The organism is Mycobacterium sp. pV006 (assembly GCF_041287115.1).
In the GTDB taxonomy this organism is placed as follows: Bacteria; Actinomycetota; Actinomycetes; order Mycobacteriales; family Mycobacteriaceae; genus Mycobacterium.
This window is the reverse complement of record NZ_JBGGKT010000002.1, coordinates 315183-331981: the sequence shown is the minus strand read 5'-3', so window position 1 is coordinate 331981 and position 16799 is coordinate 315183. Positions and strand designations below refer to the sequence as shown.

General features: G+C 67.7%; 17 protein-coding genes. 6 read left to right on the top strand and 11 right to left on the bottom strand.

Going from position 1 to position 16799, the window contains the following annotated elements:
* The first annotated feature begins 52 nt into the window (after positions 1–52).
* From ACAG25_RS04845 to surE, 4 genes are all read left to right on the top strand, one after another.
* The gene (locus tag ACAG25_RS04845; RefSeq protein ID WP_370487156.1) at positions 53–820 is read left to right on the top strand and encodes a DUF1906 domain-containing protein; all 768 of its coding nucleotides are present in this window, start codon (positions 53–55) and stop codon (positions 818–820) included.
* A gap of 101 nt (positions 821–921) precedes the next feature.
* Entirely contained in the window at positions 922–2022 is a 1101-nt protein-coding gene (locus ACAG25_RS04840; protein ID WP_370487155.1) for a ferritin-like domain-containing protein, read from the top strand.
* Between the two features lie 53 nt (positions 2023–2075).
* Complete coding sequence (locus tag ACAG25_RS04835; protein ID WP_370487154.1) at positions 2076–3074, top strand: 1-phosphofructokinase family hexose kinase; 999 nt, start codon at positions 2076–2078, stop codon at positions 3072–3074.
* An 11-nt stretch (positions 3075–3085) separates the two neighbouring features.
* The gene (surE, locus tag ACAG25_RS04830) at positions 3086–3865 is read left to right on the top strand and encodes a 5'/3'-nucleotidase SurE (protein WP_370487153.1); all 780 of its coding nucleotides are present in this window, start codon (positions 3086–3088) and stop codon (positions 3863–3865) included.
* 12 nt (positions 3866–3877) lie between these two features.
* On the opposite strand, the gene ACAG25_RS04825 is transcribed toward surE, so the two are convergent.
* The 4 genes from ACAG25_RS04825 to ACAG25_RS04810 form a co-directional block, all read right to left on the bottom strand.
* Positions 3878–4990, bottom strand: a complete 1113-nt coding sequence (locus tag ACAG25_RS04825) for a coiled-coil domain-containing protein (protein WP_370487404.1) — start codon at positions 4988–4990, stop codon at positions 3878–3880.
* Positions 4991–5117: 127 nt separating this feature from the next.
* On the bottom strand, positions 5118–5477 hold the full coding sequence (locus tag ACAG25_RS04820; protein WP_370487152.1) for a DUF488 domain-containing protein: 360 nt from the start codon (positions 5475–5477) through the stop codon (positions 5118–5120).
* A 45-nt stretch (positions 5478–5522) separates the two neighbouring features.
* The gene (locus tag ACAG25_RS04815) at positions 5523–6107 is read right to left on the bottom strand and encodes a dihydrofolate reductase family protein (RefSeq protein ID WP_370487151.1); all 585 of its coding nucleotides are present in this window, start codon (positions 6105–6107) and stop codon (positions 5523–5525) included.
* 87 nt (positions 6108–6194) lie between these two features.
* Complete coding sequence (locus ACAG25_RS04810) at positions 6195–6911, bottom strand: spermidine synthase (protein ID WP_370487150.1); 717 nt, start codon at positions 6909–6911, stop codon at positions 6195–6197.
* 190 nt (positions 6912–7101) lie between these two features.
* On the opposite strand from ACAG25_RS04810, the gene ACAG25_RS04805 reads away from it, so the two are divergent.
* Positions 7102–8295, top strand: a complete 1194-nt coding sequence (locus tag ACAG25_RS04805) for an ABC transporter substrate-binding protein (protein WP_370487149.1) — start codon at positions 7102–7104, stop codon at positions 8293–8295.
* Positions 8296–8328: 33 nt separating this feature from the next.
* Here ACAG25_RS04805 and ilvA read toward each other — a convergent pair whose 3' ends face one another.
* Both ilvA and ACAG25_RS04795 read right to left on the bottom strand, forming a co-directional pair.
* Positions 8329–9540 (bottom strand): threonine ammonia-lyase, encoded by a 1212-nt coding sequence (ilvA, locus tag ACAG25_RS04800; RefSeq protein WP_370487403.1) that lies wholly within the window; start codon positions 9538–9540, stop codon positions 8329–8331.
* 39 nt (positions 9541–9579) lie between these two features.
* Positions 9580–11046: an APC family permease gene (locus ACAG25_RS04795; RefSeq protein ID WP_370487148.1), complete on the bottom strand. Its 1467-nt coding sequence runs from the start codon at positions 11044–11046 to the stop codon at positions 9580–9582.
* A gap of 170 nt (positions 11047–11216) precedes the next feature.
* Between ACAG25_RS04795 and ACAG25_RS04790 the strand changes: the two genes are divergently transcribed.
* On the top strand, positions 11217–11819 hold the full coding sequence (locus ACAG25_RS04790) for a dihydrofolate reductase family protein (RefSeq protein ID WP_370487147.1): 603 nt from the start codon (positions 11217–11219) through the stop codon (positions 11817–11819).
* A 25-nt stretch (positions 11820–11844) separates the two neighbouring features.
* Here ACAG25_RS04790 and ACAG25_RS04785 read toward each other — a convergent pair whose 3' ends face one another.
* From ACAG25_RS04785 to ACAG25_RS04765, 5 genes are read right to left on the bottom strand one after another with little or no spacing between them, the layout of a single operon-like run.
* The gene (locus ACAG25_RS04785) at positions 11845–12840 is read right to left on the bottom strand and encodes a zinc-binding alcohol dehydrogenase family protein (RefSeq protein ID WP_370487146.1); all 996 of its coding nucleotides are present in this window, start codon (positions 12838–12840) and stop codon (positions 11845–11847) included.
* Positions 12837–14372 carry an FAD-dependent oxidoreductase gene (locus ACAG25_RS04780; RefSeq protein WP_370487145.1) on the bottom strand — a complete coding sequence of 512 codons (1536 nt, stop codon included), beginning with the start codon at positions 14370–14372 and terminating at the stop codon, positions 12837–12839. Before ACAG25_RS04780 ends, ACAG25_RS04785 begins: the two co-directional genes overlap by 4 nt.
* Positions 14369–15280, bottom strand: a complete 912-nt coding sequence (locus ACAG25_RS04775) for an alpha/beta hydrolase (protein ID WP_370487144.1) — start codon at positions 15278–15280, stop codon at positions 14369–14371. The genes ACAG25_RS04780 and ACAG25_RS04775 overlap by 4 nt, the downstream gene beginning before the upstream one ends.
* Positions 15277–15882, bottom strand: coding sequence for a TetR/AcrR family transcriptional regulator (locus ACAG25_RS04770; protein WP_370487143.1), 606 nt, complete (start codon positions 15880–15882; stop codon positions 15277–15279). Before ACAG25_RS04770 ends, ACAG25_RS04775 begins: the two co-directional genes overlap by 4 nt.
* Positions 15879–16727 carry an alpha/beta fold hydrolase gene (locus ACAG25_RS04765; protein ID WP_370487142.1) on the bottom strand — a complete coding sequence of 283 codons (849 nt, stop codon included), beginning with the start codon at positions 16725–16727 and terminating at the stop codon, positions 15879–15881. Before ACAG25_RS04765 ends, ACAG25_RS04770 begins: the two co-directional genes overlap by 4 nt.
* Between the last annotated feature and the right edge of the window lie 72 nt (positions 16728–16799).

The window sequence follows — 16799 nt, the reverse complement described above, 5'->3', positions numbered from 1 at the left end:
CACCCGGCGATCCTCACCCAGTTCTCACTGGTCACTTTGTTAACATCGCGCGGTGCAGGTCTCCCGGCGTGATGCGCTGCGTTATGCCGCCGCGGTGCCGGCACTGGCCGGCCTCGGCGCGGCATCTGCGGCGCAGGCACCTAGAGCGGCGGCCGCTCCTCCCACCCTGATCGACTTCGCCATGAAACAGATCCCGGCGCAGGACATCAAGGCTGCCGGACACGCCGGCGTGATCAACTACGTCTCGACGTCGCGCCCGGGTTCGAATTTCGGCGCGAAGCCGATCACGCTGCCCTACGCGCAGTCGCTCACCGCGGCCGGTCTGGTGATCGTCAGCAACTATCAATACGGCAAGCCCGGCGGGACGGCACCGTCGGACTTCACCCGCGGGTACGCCGGCGGTGTCGCCGATGCGAAGACCGGTTGGCACCTGCACACCGCTGCGGGCGGCGGTCGTAGCGCGCCGATCTTCTTCAGCGTCGACGACGACATCGACCGCCACACGTGGAACACCCTCGCGCTGCCGTGGTTCCGCGGGATCAACTCGGTGATCGGTGTGCAGCGCACCGGCATCTACGCGGGAATCCGACCGTGCCAATGGGCCGCGGCCGACGGCGTGATCGGCAAGTCGCGCACCCCCGGGCACGTCTGGGCCTGGCAGACCCGATCATGGTCGAACGGACAGATCTACCCCGCGGCGGTGTTGTACCAGCGCATCATCGACACCGCCTCCAATCCCGGACCGGTGGTCGGCGGCGTCCGCGTCGATGTCAACGACGTGCTGGCCCGCGATTGCGGGCAGTGGAATTTCCACCCCTGACCAGGCCGCGCTCCGCTTCTTGACGGCACCGCCACCAGCTGGGAGCATTGTGATCTGCGTCATAGGGCCATCGGTTCGGCCCGACAGAGGGGCGGTACGACATGACCACCCGCGGCAGGTACACCGACCCGCCGGCCATTTCCCCGTGGGAGATCCCGAGCGTCGGCGATGCGCGCTTCAACTGGGAGTACGACGACGGCCGGGCCCGACTCCTGTCCCTGTACCAGAAGGGTAAGGACAAGCAGTGGGACGCCCAGTCGCGGATCGACTGGGCCAAGGACGTCGATCCGATGAACCCGATCGGCCTGCCCGACCAGTTCCATCCGCTCTTCGGAAGCCCGGTGTGGGAAGCGGCGGACGAAGCGCGTCGTGCCGAGATGCGGCAGCATTCCCAGGCCTGGCAGTTCTCGCAGTTCCTGCACGGCGAGCAGGGGGCAATGATCTGCGCTGCCAAGATCGTCGAGGTCGTCCCGGACGTGGACGCCAAGTTCTACGCCGCCACCCAGACCATGGACGAGGCCCGCCACGTCGAAGCGTTTTCTCGGTTCCTGCACGAGAAGGTCGGGCTGGTCTATCCGATCAACAAGAACCTGACCGCGCTACTGGAGGACACGCTTCGCGATTCCCGATGGGACATGCCCTATCTCGGTATGCAGGTGCTCATCGAAGGACTGGCGCTCGCCGCATTCGGCGTGCAACGGGACCTGGCGCAGCCGGACTCGCTGGCCAAGGAGTTGCTGGCCTACGTCATGCAGGACGAGGCCCGGCACGTCGCGTTCGGTCGAATCTCATTGAAGGACTACTACTCTGCGCTCACCGAGGCTGAGCGCGACGAGCGCGAGGAGTTCGTCGTGGAAGCCTGCTACCTGATGCGCGACCGATTCCGGGGCGAAGAAGTCTTCGAGACCCTCGGCCTCGACGTGAAGGAATGCGCCGAGTGGGTCGACACGTCGCCGGTGATGATCCAGTTCCGTTCGCACCTGTTCAGTCGTATCGTGCCGATCGTCAAGGACATCGGGTTGTGGGGTGACAAAGTGCAGAAGGCGTTCCGGGACATGGGTGTTCTCGATATGGCCGCCTTCGACATCGACTCGTTGATGAAGGCCGACGAAGACCAGGCCGAAGCGTTGGACCAGGCGCACGCCGAGATGGCGGCCCGGGCCGCGGAGGTCGACGAGGTGATCGCAGCCGGAGCCGGTTGACGTCGGAGGTGAACCGGGGTGGGTTCTCGTCGCGGTGGGTACCCCCCGACCCCATGGCTGACAAGAAACCGCGCGACGAGACGTCCGGCGAACCGTGCTCCGTGGTGATCTTCGCCCCGCTCCCCGTTCTCACGGTCACCGTCGAAGACCGTTCGGGCGCAGCCGACATCCACGTCCACGCCGGAGGACAAGGGGTCTGGCAGTCCCGCATGATGTCGTCGCTCGGCGTGCAGGTGGTCCTGTGCTCGGCACTGGGCGGCGAGACAGGTGACGTCCTGGGCCATCTGCTGCCGATGCGCGACGTCACCGTGCGCAGTGTGCCGGTCAGCGCCCGCAACGGCTCCTACGTGCACGACCGCCGCTCAGGTGACCGCGAGGTCATCGCCGAGGCCGCCGGCAGCCCCTTGGACCGACACGAACTCGACTCGCTCTACGAGCTCACTCTGACCGAGGGACTGATCCACGGTCGGGTGCTGCTGTCCGGACCGCAGGAGGACGACGTCGTACCGGCAGATCTGTACCGGCGGTTGTCGACCGACCTGGGCGCCAACGGCTGCAAGGTCGCCGCCGATCTCAGCGGCGACCGGCTCGAGGCGGTGCTCCAAGGCAAGCCCGACTTGATCAAGGTCAGCCATGAAGAGCTTCTCGACGACGGCCGGGCGAAGTCCGAGGACGCGGAGGATCTGGTCGCGGCGATGCGCACCATGCGCGACGAGGGGGCGGGCACGATCGTGGTGTCGCGCGCCGGTTCCGCGCCGGCCCTGGCCCTGCTCGACGACCGGGATCCCGACGGCAACGGCACTCGCGGCGGGGACATCGTCGAAATCTGTATGCCGTCACTGGAACCGGCCGATTCGGCGGGCGCCGGGGACTCGATGACCGCGGGCATGGTGGCCGCCTTGGCCTGCGGTCGCCCGCTGCGCGAAGCGCTGCGGGTCGGTGCGGCCTGTGGCGCCCTGAACGTCGTCCGGCACGGGTTGGGCACCGGCGGCGCCCGCGCCGTCGAGACGCTCGCCGAACGGGTCGAGCTGTGCGAATGGAAGAAGAAGTAGGAGGTCAGCACGTGCCCCTTGCCCTGGTGACCAACGACGACGGCATCGACTCGGCGGGGTTGCACGCCCTGGTGGCCGCGGCACAAGAGGTCGGGCTGGATGTCATCGTGGCCGCCCCGGCCGAGCAGGCCAGCGGTGCGAGCGCCGCCCTGACCGCCGTCCGCCGCGACGGCCGCACGGTCGTGGAGCCTCGGGAATTGCCCGGCCTCGATGTGCCGGCGTGGGCGGTGCAGGCCCAACCGGGGCACATCGTCGCGGCCGCACTCAACGGCTGGTTCGACCCGCGTCCGGACCTGGTTTTGTCGGGAATCAACCACGGCGCCAATGTCGGTCGGGCCATCCTGCATTCCGGAACCGTAGGTGCGGCGCTCACCGCGAAGATCAGCGAAACCCGTGCGCTGGCGGTCTCGTTGGATGTTGCGCTGCATCCGACCGGGGAGCGGCACTGGACGACGGCCGCCGGTCTGGTCGCGCCGGTCCTGGAGTTGTTGTTCGACGCGCCCCCCGGCACCGTGCTGTCCCTCAATGTCCCCGACCGCCCGGCGCCCGAGGTCGGCCCGATCCGTCATGCGCGGTTGGCCCGTGGCGGCGCCGTGCAGACGCGGGTCGAGGAGGTGCGTGACGGTGGTGTGCGGCTGCGCGAGGTCGAGCTGTCCGAGGAACCGGAACACGACACCGACATCGCACTGCTCGGTGCCGGTCACCCGACGCTGACCGAGTTGCGTTCGGTCGAGGCCGACGAGGGCACGCTCGTCCACCGGTGGCTGTCGGCACGGGCCGACCGGAACTGAAGCGTCGGACGGTCAGCCCGGGAACGTCGTGATGTGCACGTGGTCGAAGTGCCCGTAACCGGACCCTCGGGGACCGGCCGGCGTGTAATACGTGCCGCGCCAGATCACGTCCTGCAATCGGAACCGCGCGGCGTTGGCCATCGCGAACGCCAGGATCTCGTTGCCCAGCGCGATGCCCTCGGGGCTGTTGTAGTTCGGGATCATGATGTCGATCGCCAGACCGCGCGGATGCCACGGCTTGGAGTCCGGGCGCACCCCGTCGATCTGGGCGATCTGCGGGAAGCGTGCACTGATCGCCCGCGCCGCGACGATGGTGTTGGCTTGCAGCCCGGCCTCCGAGGCCACCCCGACGGGTAACGCCTCCGGCAGCGGCACATGGGCGGCGGCCAGCGACGGTCCGGGCTCCGGCATCGCGACGATCGCAGGATCTTGCGGCGCGGGTGCCTCCGGTGCCGGCGTCGCCGGTGGTGGGGCTGCCGGCGGTACCGCATTGTCGACTGCGGCCTGCTGTTGCGGGGTCAATGCGGCGTACTGCGCCTCCGCGGCGGCGATCTTGCCGAGCAGCTCGCTCCACTTGGCCTCCAGGTCGGCGCGGACCGCGGCGGCCTGCTCGGCCGCGGCGCGGGCGTCGGCCGCAGAGGATTCCGATGCCGCAGCTGCCGCGGTCGCACGATCACGGGTGGCGTGGAACGCCTTCATCTGGTCGGCTGCCGTCGACCCGACGACACGGCTCAACGACAGGCGATCGATGAGCTGTTGCGGCGAGGTGGCGGTCAGGACGGCGGCCATCTGGCCTTCCCGGCCGCTGGTGTAGTTCATGGCCGCCAGCCGGTCGACGGCTTCCTGATACCGCGCCAGTTCGGCGGTGACGGCGGCGAGAGCTTCCCGATCGGCTCGGTGGCGGTCGTCGGCGGCCCGCTGAGCGGCCAGCTTGGCGTCGGCTTCGCGCTGCGCCGCGGTCACCGCCTCACGCGTCTGCAGGGCTTGGGCAGACAACTCGTTGAGCCGCGCCAGGGCGTCTGCGGCAGGGTCGGCCGTCACGGCAGCCGTCGGCGCTGTCAACACCACTGCAGCCGTTGCGCACACGCACACCACTCGTCGGAGTGTTCGGCGCACCCCGGTCATCTGGATTGCCACGATCCTTCGTTGCAAGGACCGCACCCGGTCCAGCCTTCACGTCCCGGGACAGGTTACGAAGTGCTCCCGACGATGTCCACTCGTCCGTCCGACGCGCCGGCGCGGCGCTCAGATGTCAGGTCAGGACCTTCCGCAGCACCGCAGCCTCACTGATATCCGGTTCTTTTGTGGCCGTGAGCAGGGTCAACGGTCCTTTCTCCGCCAGACCCTTCAGGTAGGCCAGCGCGGCGGCCGGCCCGGGCTCGGCCAACTCGTCGATGTACCGGCGGGTGAACTCGCCGAAGCGCGCCGGGTCGTGGCCGTACCACTTGCGCAGCTCCGTCGACGGCGCGACGTCCTTGCACCAGTCGTCGAGTTGCGCCCGGGCCTTGCTGACACCCCGCGGCCACAGCCGATCGACCAGCACCCGGGCACCGTCGTCCGGGGCGGGGTCGTCGTAGATGCGACGCACGTGCACGCGCCTCGACCGGGTCATGACTGCTCCCGTCTGATCGGACGTCTCCTCGAGAGTATTCGGAGATCACCGGACCGCGGGGGTTCCATCGCGGATGGTCTCGTAGCGCAGCAGGACGACCCCGCCCGGGAAGGAGCGGTTCTCCAGCAACCGCAGCGACAGCCACGACGGCAACGCGGGGAAGAACGGGGTACCGCCGCCCACGGCGGTGGGCGCGACCACGAGCCGGAACTCGTCGACCAGGCCGGCCCGCACGATCGGTGCGGCCAGGGTGGCGCCGGCGACCTCCAGCATCCCGTCGGTCTCGGCTTTCAGCTTCCTCACCACCTCGACCGGGTCGCCGCGCTCCAGCCGCGAGTTCCAGCCGACCGACTCCAGGGTGCGCGAGAACACCACCTTGGGCATGTCGCGCCAAACCTGTGCGAAGTCGACGGTCAGCGGCGTGGCATCCGGGTCCTGGTCGGCCGTCGGCCAGTACGCAGACATCAGGTCGTAGAGCCGCCTCCCATAGAAGGACAGGGCGGTCTGCCGCTCGAAGTCGTTCCAGTACTGGTGGAGTTCGTCGCTCGGATCCGACCAGTCGATGCTGCCCCGCGCGTCGGCGATGTAGCCGTCGACCGACACGGTGAATCCGTAGATGAGTCTGCCCATGCCGATCAGACTGCACCGGCGGCCCGAACTCATCGCGACGGCGCGCAATACAGGCCAGTGTTCAGCACGCCGCGGGTGCCCGGACGTTCAGGACCGAACGGCGACGTAGACCGTGTTGGTCGAGTGGCCGCCGGTCAGCGGGTTGGGAAACCGGATCACCGACGCCTCAGACCGATCGAAGACGTCGGCAAGCACGCTTTCGAAGTCGGGGTCGGGCGGATCATCGGACCACAGCGCGAAGACGCCGCCGCGATGCAGGTGCGCGACGAGCTTTCTCAGCCCCGCAGGCGTGTAGAACGCACGGTGGCTGGGATGCAGCACGTGTCGCGGCGTGTGGTCGATGTCGAGGAGGACGGCATGGAAGCGGCGCCCCGGTGCTTCGGGGTCGAATCCAGCACTGCTGTCGGCCATGGCGAAGAAGTCGCCGTGTTGCAGGCGTAGCCGTGCGTCCGACACCAGTTCGGCGGTGTCGGGCAGCAGCGCCCGCTCATGCCAGCCGATGACCTCGCCCAGCGCCTCGACCACCACGAGGGAGCGCACACGAGGATCGCTGAGCGCCGACTGTGCGGTATAGCCCAGGCCCAAACCTCCGACGACCACGTCGAGTTCGGACCCGGATGCGGCGGCCAAGCCGAGCCGCGCGAGTTCCACTTCGGCCACCGTGAACAGACTCGACATCAGGAACTCGTCGCCGAATTTGACCTCGTACACGTCGACGTTCAGGCTCGGCTCGACGCGCCTGCGCAGGCTGATGACACCCCTCGGTGTCTCAGACCAATCCAGTTCCTCGAAACGTGAACCCATGACGCACCGCCGACCGGGTTGAGAATCTTGTCGCCGACAACGCTCGGCGAGTGAACCCTACCTTCAGGTGCGTTGCGTCCATCATCGATCCCGGTTCGTGGTTCGCCTGACACGCCAACCTCGGCTCTGTACTGTCCCGAAGATTTTCGACGCCATGTCCGGTAGCCAGTTGCCCAGCAGAGGATTTCGCATGAAGAGACTGGCACGACAGCGCCTGAGCACCCGACGCCTCACACGGGCCGGCGCAGCCCTCGCACTCATGCTCTCCGTCTGCGCCCCGGCGGCGATCAGCAGTGCCGACGACGCGTCGCCCCCGTTGCGGCCGACAACAACCCAGCCGGATGAGGATCCGGCGGGTTTCGACCTCGATGCCTTGATCGCCGCGGCGCGCACCGAGCCCGGAATCACCATCTACGACCAGACCACCAAGGTCGTCGACACCGCCCGGAATTTCGCCGCGAAGTACGGACTCGAGGCCACGGGGGTGAAGGTCGAGCTCGGGGCCATCGACAAAGTTCTGGAAGAACACCGGTCCGGCAACGTCATCGGCGATGTCGTCATCAATGAAGACCTCCCCGCCTACGCCGTCGAGCTCCTGGGCCCGGGAGTTCTGGTCAATTGGGTCCCCGGGGACATGAAGGAATCGATCAAACCCGAGGACCAGTACCCGCTGATCGTTCACTACGGCCCGATGGGCTGGGCCTACAACAACCAGGCCCACCCGACCTGTCCGGTGTCCAACATCTGGCAGCTCACCGACGAACAGTTCGCCGGCCGCGTGGCCATGGCCGATCCGCTGAGTAACGCGAAGTACCCCTACTGGTTCAACTCGATGGCGCTCAACGACGATGCCGCACTGCGCAACGCCTACCGAGAGCACTACGGGACGGACCTGATCACCGACCAACCCGATGCCGCGCACGAATGGGTCAGACGTTTCGCGCAGAACAATCCCCAGCTCACCGCCAACGACGAAGAAGTCTCCGAAGCCGTCGGCGCGCCCGGTCGGCCGGATCCCAGCTTCGGCCCCGTCTCCATGGCGAAGTTCCGCAACAATGCCCAGAAGGGCTACCACCTGTCCCTGTGCGACGGCATGAAACCCTGGGCGCTGCAGTCATTCCCGTCGGCGATTGCCTACGCAGCCAAGTCAGACAGCCCCAACGCCGCCAAGCTGTACATCCACTACATGCTCACCGAGGAGGGCTTCGGTATTCAGCTCGCCGACGGCAAACCCTCCGCGAACTCCCGAGTGCCCGCCCCGGATGACCCGTCCGGTGTGAAGAACTATCTGGATCAGATGGCGCCGTTCCCCAGCGCCGACCTCGTCAGTGACTACGCCAGCAAGTCCGAATGGGAGGACTTCTGGCGTGATTCGCGACGCTGACGGCGGGAGGGGCGCTCCCAGATCGAGGCGGCCTCACGACTCCGCGTCGCGAACGGCGAAGCCTGCGCCGCCGAGGGTTTCCAGGACCTGCTCTCGATGTGCCCGACTCCGGGTTTCGACGGTCAGCATCACCTCGACTTCGTCCAGGGCCAGCGTGGGTGCTGTGCGGGAGTGCACCACGTCGAGCACGCTTGCCCCGGTTTCGCTGACCACACTGAGTAACCGGCTGAGCCCACCGGGGCGGTCCGGGATCGTCACTCTCACGGCAAGATACCGCCCGGCGGCACGCAGACCATGTGTGCTCACGTGGGTGAGCACCAGCGGATCGATGTTGCCGCCCGACAGCACAGCGCATACCGGCCCACGCAGGTCGGTGCCGAGAGCGCCGGTCAGAAGTGCCGCCACCGCTGCTGCTCCGGCGGGTTCGACGATCAGTTTCGCGCGCTCCATGCAGAGCAGAAGCGCGCGGGAAAGTGCCTCTTCGCTGACCGTCACGACCGAGTGCGCGAACTCCGCCACGTGCGCATAGGGAACCGCCCCGGGCAACGCCACTGCGATACCGTCGGCCATGGTCTGCATCGACTCCGCGCGCACAGGATGCCCTTCGGCCAAAGAACCCGGCCAAGCGGCAGCGCTCGCGGCCTGCACCCCGATGACCTGAACCTCGGGCGCCAGATAACGGACGGCTGAAGCAATTCCGGCAAGCAATCCGCCTCCACCGGTCGGCACGACGACAGTGGCGACATCCGGGATCTGCTCGATGATCTCCACGCCGATGGTGCCTTGGCCGGCAACCACGTCGGCATGGTCGAACGGGTGGATCAGGACCGCGCCGTGTCGTTCGGAATATTCGCGTGCGGCAATCAGCGCGTCGTCGATCGTGTCGCCGGTCAGGTGCACGTGTGCGCCATAGGCCTTGGTCGCCGCCAGCTTCGGCAGCGCAACATTGACCGGCATGAAAACCGTCGACGAGATTCCCAGCTCTGTCGCAGCCCACGCCACGCCCTGCGCGTGGTTGCCGGCGCTGGCAGCAACCACGCCGCGAGCCCGCTCATCGGCGGATAGCTTGGCGATTCGGTTGTATGCGCCGCGCGGCTTGAATGATCCAGTGCACTGCAGGTTCTCGCACTTGAAGAAGACTTGGTGGCCGGTCCGCTCCGACAGCACGCGCGAGGCGATGACCGGTGTCCGTCGAAGCACCGGTCTCAGCAGATCAGCGGCCGCCGCGATCTGATCGATCGAGATCAGTTGCGTCGTCTCACCTCCTGAGTGCCGGCCGGCCGGCTACCTGCGCGCGTCGTTGCTCGCCGACGCACGGCGTCGGTCGATCGCGTCCAGCAGGCGATGCTCGGCGTCTTCGCCGGGCGCGACGCCCGTCGGGATGCGGAGCAGGAAGAAGGCGCCGAGCACCCACCAGGCGCCGAACAACACCCACGGCTGGACGTCGAGGAACGCGGGCATGCCCGGCAGGTAGAGGCTCAGCAACCCGACACAGAGCACGACGGCCGCGCCACCGATCACCACGCCGGTCTTTCCGCGTCCCCCGACCCGCAGAGGCCGCTCCATCTGCGGCTCGCGTCGGCGCAGGATCAAGAAGACGATGGACACCAGCAGATACGTGATGACAATGCTCGGCGACCCGGAGTCGACCAGCCACCCCAGCATCGCCTCGCCCAGGAACGGGGCGAGGAAGGACAGCACGCCGATGAACAGCAGTGCGTTGATCGGCGTGCGAAACCTGGGGTGGAGCTTGCCGAACCAGGCCGGCAGCATGCCGGAGCGCGCCATCGAGTACATCAACCGGGACGCGCCGAGCAGCAGCGAGTTCCACGACGTGAGGATCCCGGCGATACCTCCGGCGATCAACACCTTCGCCATGAAGTCGTTGCCGAACAACACCCCGAACGCATCTGCGGTGGCGATGTCCGTCTCAGCCAGTTCGTCGGCGGACATCGCCGACGAGGTGGTCACGATCGTGACGAGATAGAAGATGGTCGCGAGAATCACCGCGATGACGACCAGGCGCCCGACCTGACGGGCGGGTACGTCCACCTCCTCGGCGGACTGCGGGATGACGTCGAAGCCGACGAAGAGGAACGGCACCACGACGAGCACGGCGAAGAATCCGGCCGCACCACCGGTGAACAGCGGCTGCATGTCGGCGGTCGACCCGCCGGTGAAGGAGCCCACGACCAGCAGCAGCGCAATGACCAGCAGCAGCAGGACGACGAACGTCTGTGCCACGCTGGCCATTTTCACGCCCAGGATGTTGATGGTGGTGATCACGACCGCGGCGATCGCGCCCACCAGCGCCCAGGTCAGATACACCTCGCTTCCGGCGACCTCCCACAGCCGAATCTGGTTGAGGTCGGGGAAGAGGTACAGCGCGGTCCTGGGCAGTGCCACCGCCTCGAACGCCACGATGGTCACGTAACCGCCGACGATTCCCCAGGAACCGATGAACGACCACCGCGGCCCCATGCCGCGCAGCAGAAAGTTGTGCTCGCCGCCCGCCTTGGGGATGGCCGCGGTGAGCTCGGCGTAGGTCAACCCGACCATCGCCATGATCACACCGCCCGCGATCATGGCCAGGACGGCTCCGAGGGTGCCCGCCGAGCCGATCCAGTCCCCGGTGAGCACCACCCAGCCGAAGCCGATCATCGCGCCGAAGCCGAGGGCCAACACGTCCCAGTTGCCGAGGACCTTCAGAAGAGACGCGTCTTCGGGCTTCTCGACCGTACTGCTCTGCATACGAGACGCGCCTTCCTGGTCTTCGAAGCGGCCGCAGATCACGCTAGCCGCTGCGGTGGTCGTCGGTCCGCTGAATGGTTTCCGCGTTACCGACTTGCGGCCGATGAGTTCCCCGCACCCGGCTGGTCTCAATCGGTGACCCTCGGCTTGAACCAGGAAAGGACACCGCCATGTCGGAACTGCTCGTCGATTTCATCACCTCCCTCGACGGCTACGCATCCGGAGATGGCTGGCCGGGGTTCTGGGGGCTCGAGGGCCCGGAGTACCTCGCGTGGCTCGGCGAGCAGCCCGAGGTGACCTACCTGATGGGAGCGAACACCTACCGCCTGATGTCGGGATTCTCCGCCGGCCAGGTGCCGAGTGGACAGGACGAGTTCAGACCCGAAGAAGAGGCGTCCGTCGACGAACTGACGCAAGCACGCAAAGTAGTCTTCTCCTCCTCACTCGAGGAGCCGCTGACCTGGGCCAACTGCACACTCGTCCGCGGCGACGCGGTGGAGGCGGTGCGCGCGATGAAGTCGAGTGGCTCAGAACTGCTCAGCACGATCGGCAGCCTGAGCCTCTGCCGCTCCCTGCTCCACGCCGGACTCGTCGACCGTTTCCGGGTCGTGATGTTCCCGGTGATCACCGGCGCCACCGGTGACGAACGCATCTACGACGGCTACCCGGACGTCGCTCTCGAGATGATCGAGCACCGCACCTTCGACGGTCGCACCCAACTGGTCGAGTACCGGCCCCGCGTGCTCGAGCATCCGCCGCTGCACACAGCGTGAGTCGCCCCGTCTGCCGGTCGCTGGTTCACCGCACCGGCGTCAGATTTCGGGGGATCAGTACGCTCTTGCCGACGGTGTGCCGGTCGCTGATGGCGCGGTGGGCCTCGGCCACCCGCTCGAGGGGATAGCGGCCGCCGATCGTCACCGTGATCTCGCCCTGCGCGGCCCAGGTGAGCAGCAGCCGCATCGTCTGTGCGGTTCGCTCCGGCCGATTCCGCAGCCAGCTGTCGAGGGAGTAGCCGACAACCGTTGCGTTACCGTTCATCAACGCAATGGCGGGAAAGTCGCCTGGCGTGCCACTCGCCGCGCCGAACGTGACTATTCGTCCGAAGGGTGCAAGGCATTCCAGGCTCTGCCGAGCGATCTGTGCGCCGACGGAGTCGAGCACCAGGTCCACACCGCGACCCGCGGTGTGCTCGAGTACCTGTCGGGGCCAAGAGCGCTCGGAGTAGTCCACGGCGACGTCGGCCCGGTGCCGACGGACGTGGTCGAGTTTCTCGGCCCGCCCGACGGCCCCGATGACGGTTGCCGCGCCCAACAATTTGGCGATCTGCAAGGCCAGCGTTCCGACGCCCCCTGCCGCAGCGTGCACGAGCACGGTCGAACCCGGTCGCAGCTCACCTGCGTCCACCAGCGTCTGGTATGCCGTCATCCCGTGGATCCACAGTGCCGCCGCCTCGGCGTCGTCGATGCCGTCGGGCACCGGCACCGTGAAATGTGCAGACGCCACCGCGTATTCGGCGTAGCCGTGCTCGACGAGCGCGGTGACGCGGGTGCCGACGGGCATACCCTCCACGCCCGGACCGTGACCCACCACGACGCCGGCCACCTCCTGCCCCAAGCCGCTGGGCAGCGGTATGTCGGTGCCGAACACACCCTGACGCTTCATGATGTCGCCGAACGCGATGCCGGCAGCGGTCACCTCGATGAGAACCTCACCGGGGCCGGGCACCGGGGTGTCCACGTCGGCCACCTGCAAGACGTCGGTGCCGCCGAACCCTGTCATCCGAACGGCCTTCACGTCTGGTCTCCCTTCTCTTCGACGAACATCCGGCCGAGGTGTCGACGCAGCGGCAGGGGATCGGGATCACCGCTGACGTAGGACACGTAACCGTCCGGTCGGATGAGCACCAGCCCGCCGCCGTCGAGCCTGTAACGCGCCGCCGCCGCGGCGCTGTCGACCGGTACGGGGTGAATCATGTCGGTGAACCCCTCGGTGATGCGGCCGAGATCCGCGGCGGCAGAACCGAAGCCGAGAAGGGTGTGCCGCTCCGGGTGTATGAGGTCGAACAGTCGCGCCACCCCGCCGATTCGTTCCATCTCGACGTCGGGAGCGCGGTCACCGACTGCGACCCTGCCGTGGGGACCGGCGCCTGACGCGTCGTGATACGCGACGTCGATCTGCGATATGGCCCGCGTCAGTGTCCGTTGCACGTGGCTTCGGCCGAGCACCAGCGGCGCCACCCGGCGGCGCATCGCGGTGCTCACCGGGTTGCGCAGCAACGTCATTCGGGTGATCCGGCGGGTGCCCCGCACCAGTCTCTCGGCGACAGGCGCACGCTCGGCCGCGTAGCTTTCGAGTAGTTGCGGCGGTGCGGTTCCCCGCACCACCGCGGCGAGCTTCCAACCCAGGTTGAAGCCGTCACCGATCCCGGTGTTCATCCCCTGCGCGCCGACCACGGAATGGATGTGTGCCGCGTCGCCCACCAGGAAGACCTGTCCGCGCGCATGGGCTTCGGCGCGGCGCTGGTTGATGCGGAATCTGCCGGCCTGCCGGATCTCGTCGATCCGGGCGCCGGGCGGCGCGCAGATGTCGACCGCTGCCTGCAGTTCCTCCTCCGTCACCGGGTGTTCACGTGACACTGCGTCGGCGGGTTGCGCCACGGCGATTCGGTGCCAGCCGCCGAGCATCGGGAAGTACGCGACGAATCGCCCGCGATTGAGGAAGGCGAAGAACTGGTCGTGGGGCAGCGACCAGTCGATACGGAGGTCGGCGACGGCGAAGTTCTCCTCGAATGCTTCGCCGCGGAAGCCGATTCCGAGGGCGTGCCGCACCGTGCTGTGGGCACCATCGGCGCCGATCAGCCAGGTTGCCGTCGCGGTCGACGCGGCGCCATCGGCGTGGCGCAACCGTGCGTGCACGTGCTGCGCCGTCTGCTCCACAGCCACGACTTCGGTGCGGCGCTGCACGTGCACGCCGAGGCCGGCCAGATGGTCGGCCAACACGCGTTCGGTGACGTTCTGCGGGATCATCAGCAGGAACGGATAGGGACTGTCGAGTTGGGCGAAATCGGCCCGCAGGATCTGGCGGTTCTCGCTGAACACATTGAACACTCGCGCCCGCAGCCCGTGATCGAGCAGCGGCTCGACCAGACCGGGCCGCTCGAAGAGTTCGAGTGTTCGTGCCTGCATGCCGAGTGCCCGTGTGTCCGTGGCCGGTCCGGATGCGGAGTCGACGATCCGCACGGAAATGCCGCGGCGGGCGAGCTCGATCGCCGTCGTCAGCCCGGCCGGTCCGGCACCGACGACCAAGACATCGTCGAAGTCGCTCATCGTGGTTCCCCGATCGCGTTCGACGCCGCGGGTTCACCCACGGCGTCGCGAAGGAATGCCACCTGGTCGTCGAGCACCCGGCGGCGCAGCTCGGGACGGTAGAAGTCGAAGTGGGAGAAGGGATACTGCCGCAGGACACCCCGCGGGGCTGAGTCGGCGATCAGCCCGCCGCGCTGCGTCTCGCGGTCACGGGTGCCGACACACACCAGCACCGGCATCGCCAACCGCGCGGCGTGCCGCCCAGGCCGGTAGGCCATCATGTCGAGCAGCGCGCGGGGAGCGACGTGGTTGAGCCACGTCGGGCTGTTCATGTCCGCCACCGCCTGCCGCGCCTCGTCGCTGGAGATCACCGCCAGCTCGCCTCGTCCGCCGATCGCGGGAATGTAGTACGGGGCCCGCGAGAGCCGGCCGCGCATTCGGTCGCGCAGGATCGCGATCAGCAGACGCAGCGTCGTCGTGACCGAGCGGCCCTCGACCCGTTTCGGGAAGCCGTTGAACGGGATCTGTGCCACGACGGCCGCGACGGTCGGGTCTGCGGCAGCGACGGTGATGACGTGCCCACCGCCCAACGATGTTCCCCACAACGCGATTCGGCGTGCGTCGATGTCTGGTCGGCTGCGGGCGAATGTGATCGCGGCGTGGATGTCGGCGCGTTGCCCGGCGAGGTCGACCACTTGACGGGGGTCCCCCGCGCTACGACCAAAGCTGCGGTAGTCGAAAGTCAGGGCAGTCAGTCCACTCTCGGCGAAGGAGGTCGCGGCGGCGATCATCGACGGGGTGTCCTGGGTGCCGCCGAAGCCCGGGCACAGGACGACGCACGGTCCGGGCACCGGGGACGGTGCGCGATAGAGCCGGCCACTGCATCGGGTTCCGTCCGACAAGAATTGCACCGCTTCTGCGATCGTCACGTCGCGCCCCCCTCCGGAAGCCGTGTCCCGAGCAGGCGACCGAGCAAGTCCAGCACCGAGCGCCGGTGCGAGACCAGGTCCAGGTCGGCACGCCCGACGGAGACGTTGTGGATGTTGTTCAACGCGCCGAGCACCGCGGCGGCGGTCAAGTCGGCGTCATCGACGTCGAAATCGCCGACGCTGGTCCCACTTTCGATCAGTTCGGTCATCGTCGGCTGCAGCTGCGAAGCGACCAGGTTGGACACCCGGTGGTCGAGATCGGCGACGGTGGCCGGCTGCGGCATGCGCAGGAACTCGTTCTGGTCCTCGGCCAGGCGGTAGGTGTAGTCCAGGAATGCCACCAGTCGTTCCGCGGGCCGCATGGCGGTGTCGGTGAGAAGCCGTCGGATGTCGGTGAGCAGTCGCTCCGCCATCACCTGGGCGCTGGCTGCAAAGACGTCGTCCTTGCTGCGGAAGTGGTGATAGAAGCAGCCCTTCGCCACGCCCAGTTCGCCGATGATGGCCTCGACGGTGGTCTTCTCGTAGCCGCGCTCGGCGAAGAGTTTCAGGGCGGCAGTGACGATTTCGCCGCGCCGCACGTCGGCCTTCTTGACCTGTCTCACCTCGCGTCCACCTCTGAGGCGATGAACCGTCGCAGCTCCGCGACGAGGCGCTGCGGCTGGTCTTCGGGGACGAGGGTGTAGCTGTCGTCGATCCACACCAGGCGACCGCGGGGGAACAGCTCGGCCAGTTTCGGGCCGTGCTCGGTCGGCATGAGTTTGTCCTCGGTGGCCCACGCCACCAGCACTGGCACTTGGACGCTGCGCAGGTCCGCGGTCAGCCGGTCGAGCTCGGCGCGGCTCGGCGTCGACAACGCGAACGTGCGCAGATCTCGTCGCACTCCCGCATCGGTGATCGCCGGCCGAAACCAGCCGTCCATCACCTTCTTCGGGATCGGGCGTCTGCTCATCCAGCCCCAGCCGCCCGGGAGCCTGCGAAACCATCCGAATCGCTGCAGCTGCATCGACAGCCACAGCACGGCCGGATACCGCGCGGCGGTGGCGATGGCCTTGCCGGGTTTGCCCGGCGGAAAGTTGTCGAACGCCTCGCAGGCGATCAGTGCGACGCGCGCGATGCGGTCCGTGCCGCGTTGGGCGAGCAGGAACTGCGCGCCTCCCCAGTCGTTGAGGACCAAGGTGACGTCGCGAAGGTCCAGTGCGTCGAGGAGGTCGCCGACCATGTCGGCCACACCGGTATGGGTGACGAGGTCACCGCGTCGCATCGGTTGCCGGTGCGAGCCCAGCGGCAGGGTCGGGCAGATGCATCGGTAGTCGGGAGCCAGACCGGCGACCACGTGACGCCACAGGGTGCCGTCCATGTTGACGCCGTGCAGGAAGACGACCACCGGGCGGGCACCGCCGGTGTCGGTGTATTCGATCGTGCCCGCGTCGAGATCCAGGTATCGCATGGGGCCTCCGTCCGTCTACGACCATAACAGACCGACGGTCGGTCTGTAAGGGTCGTTCCTCGTTCTCACCGC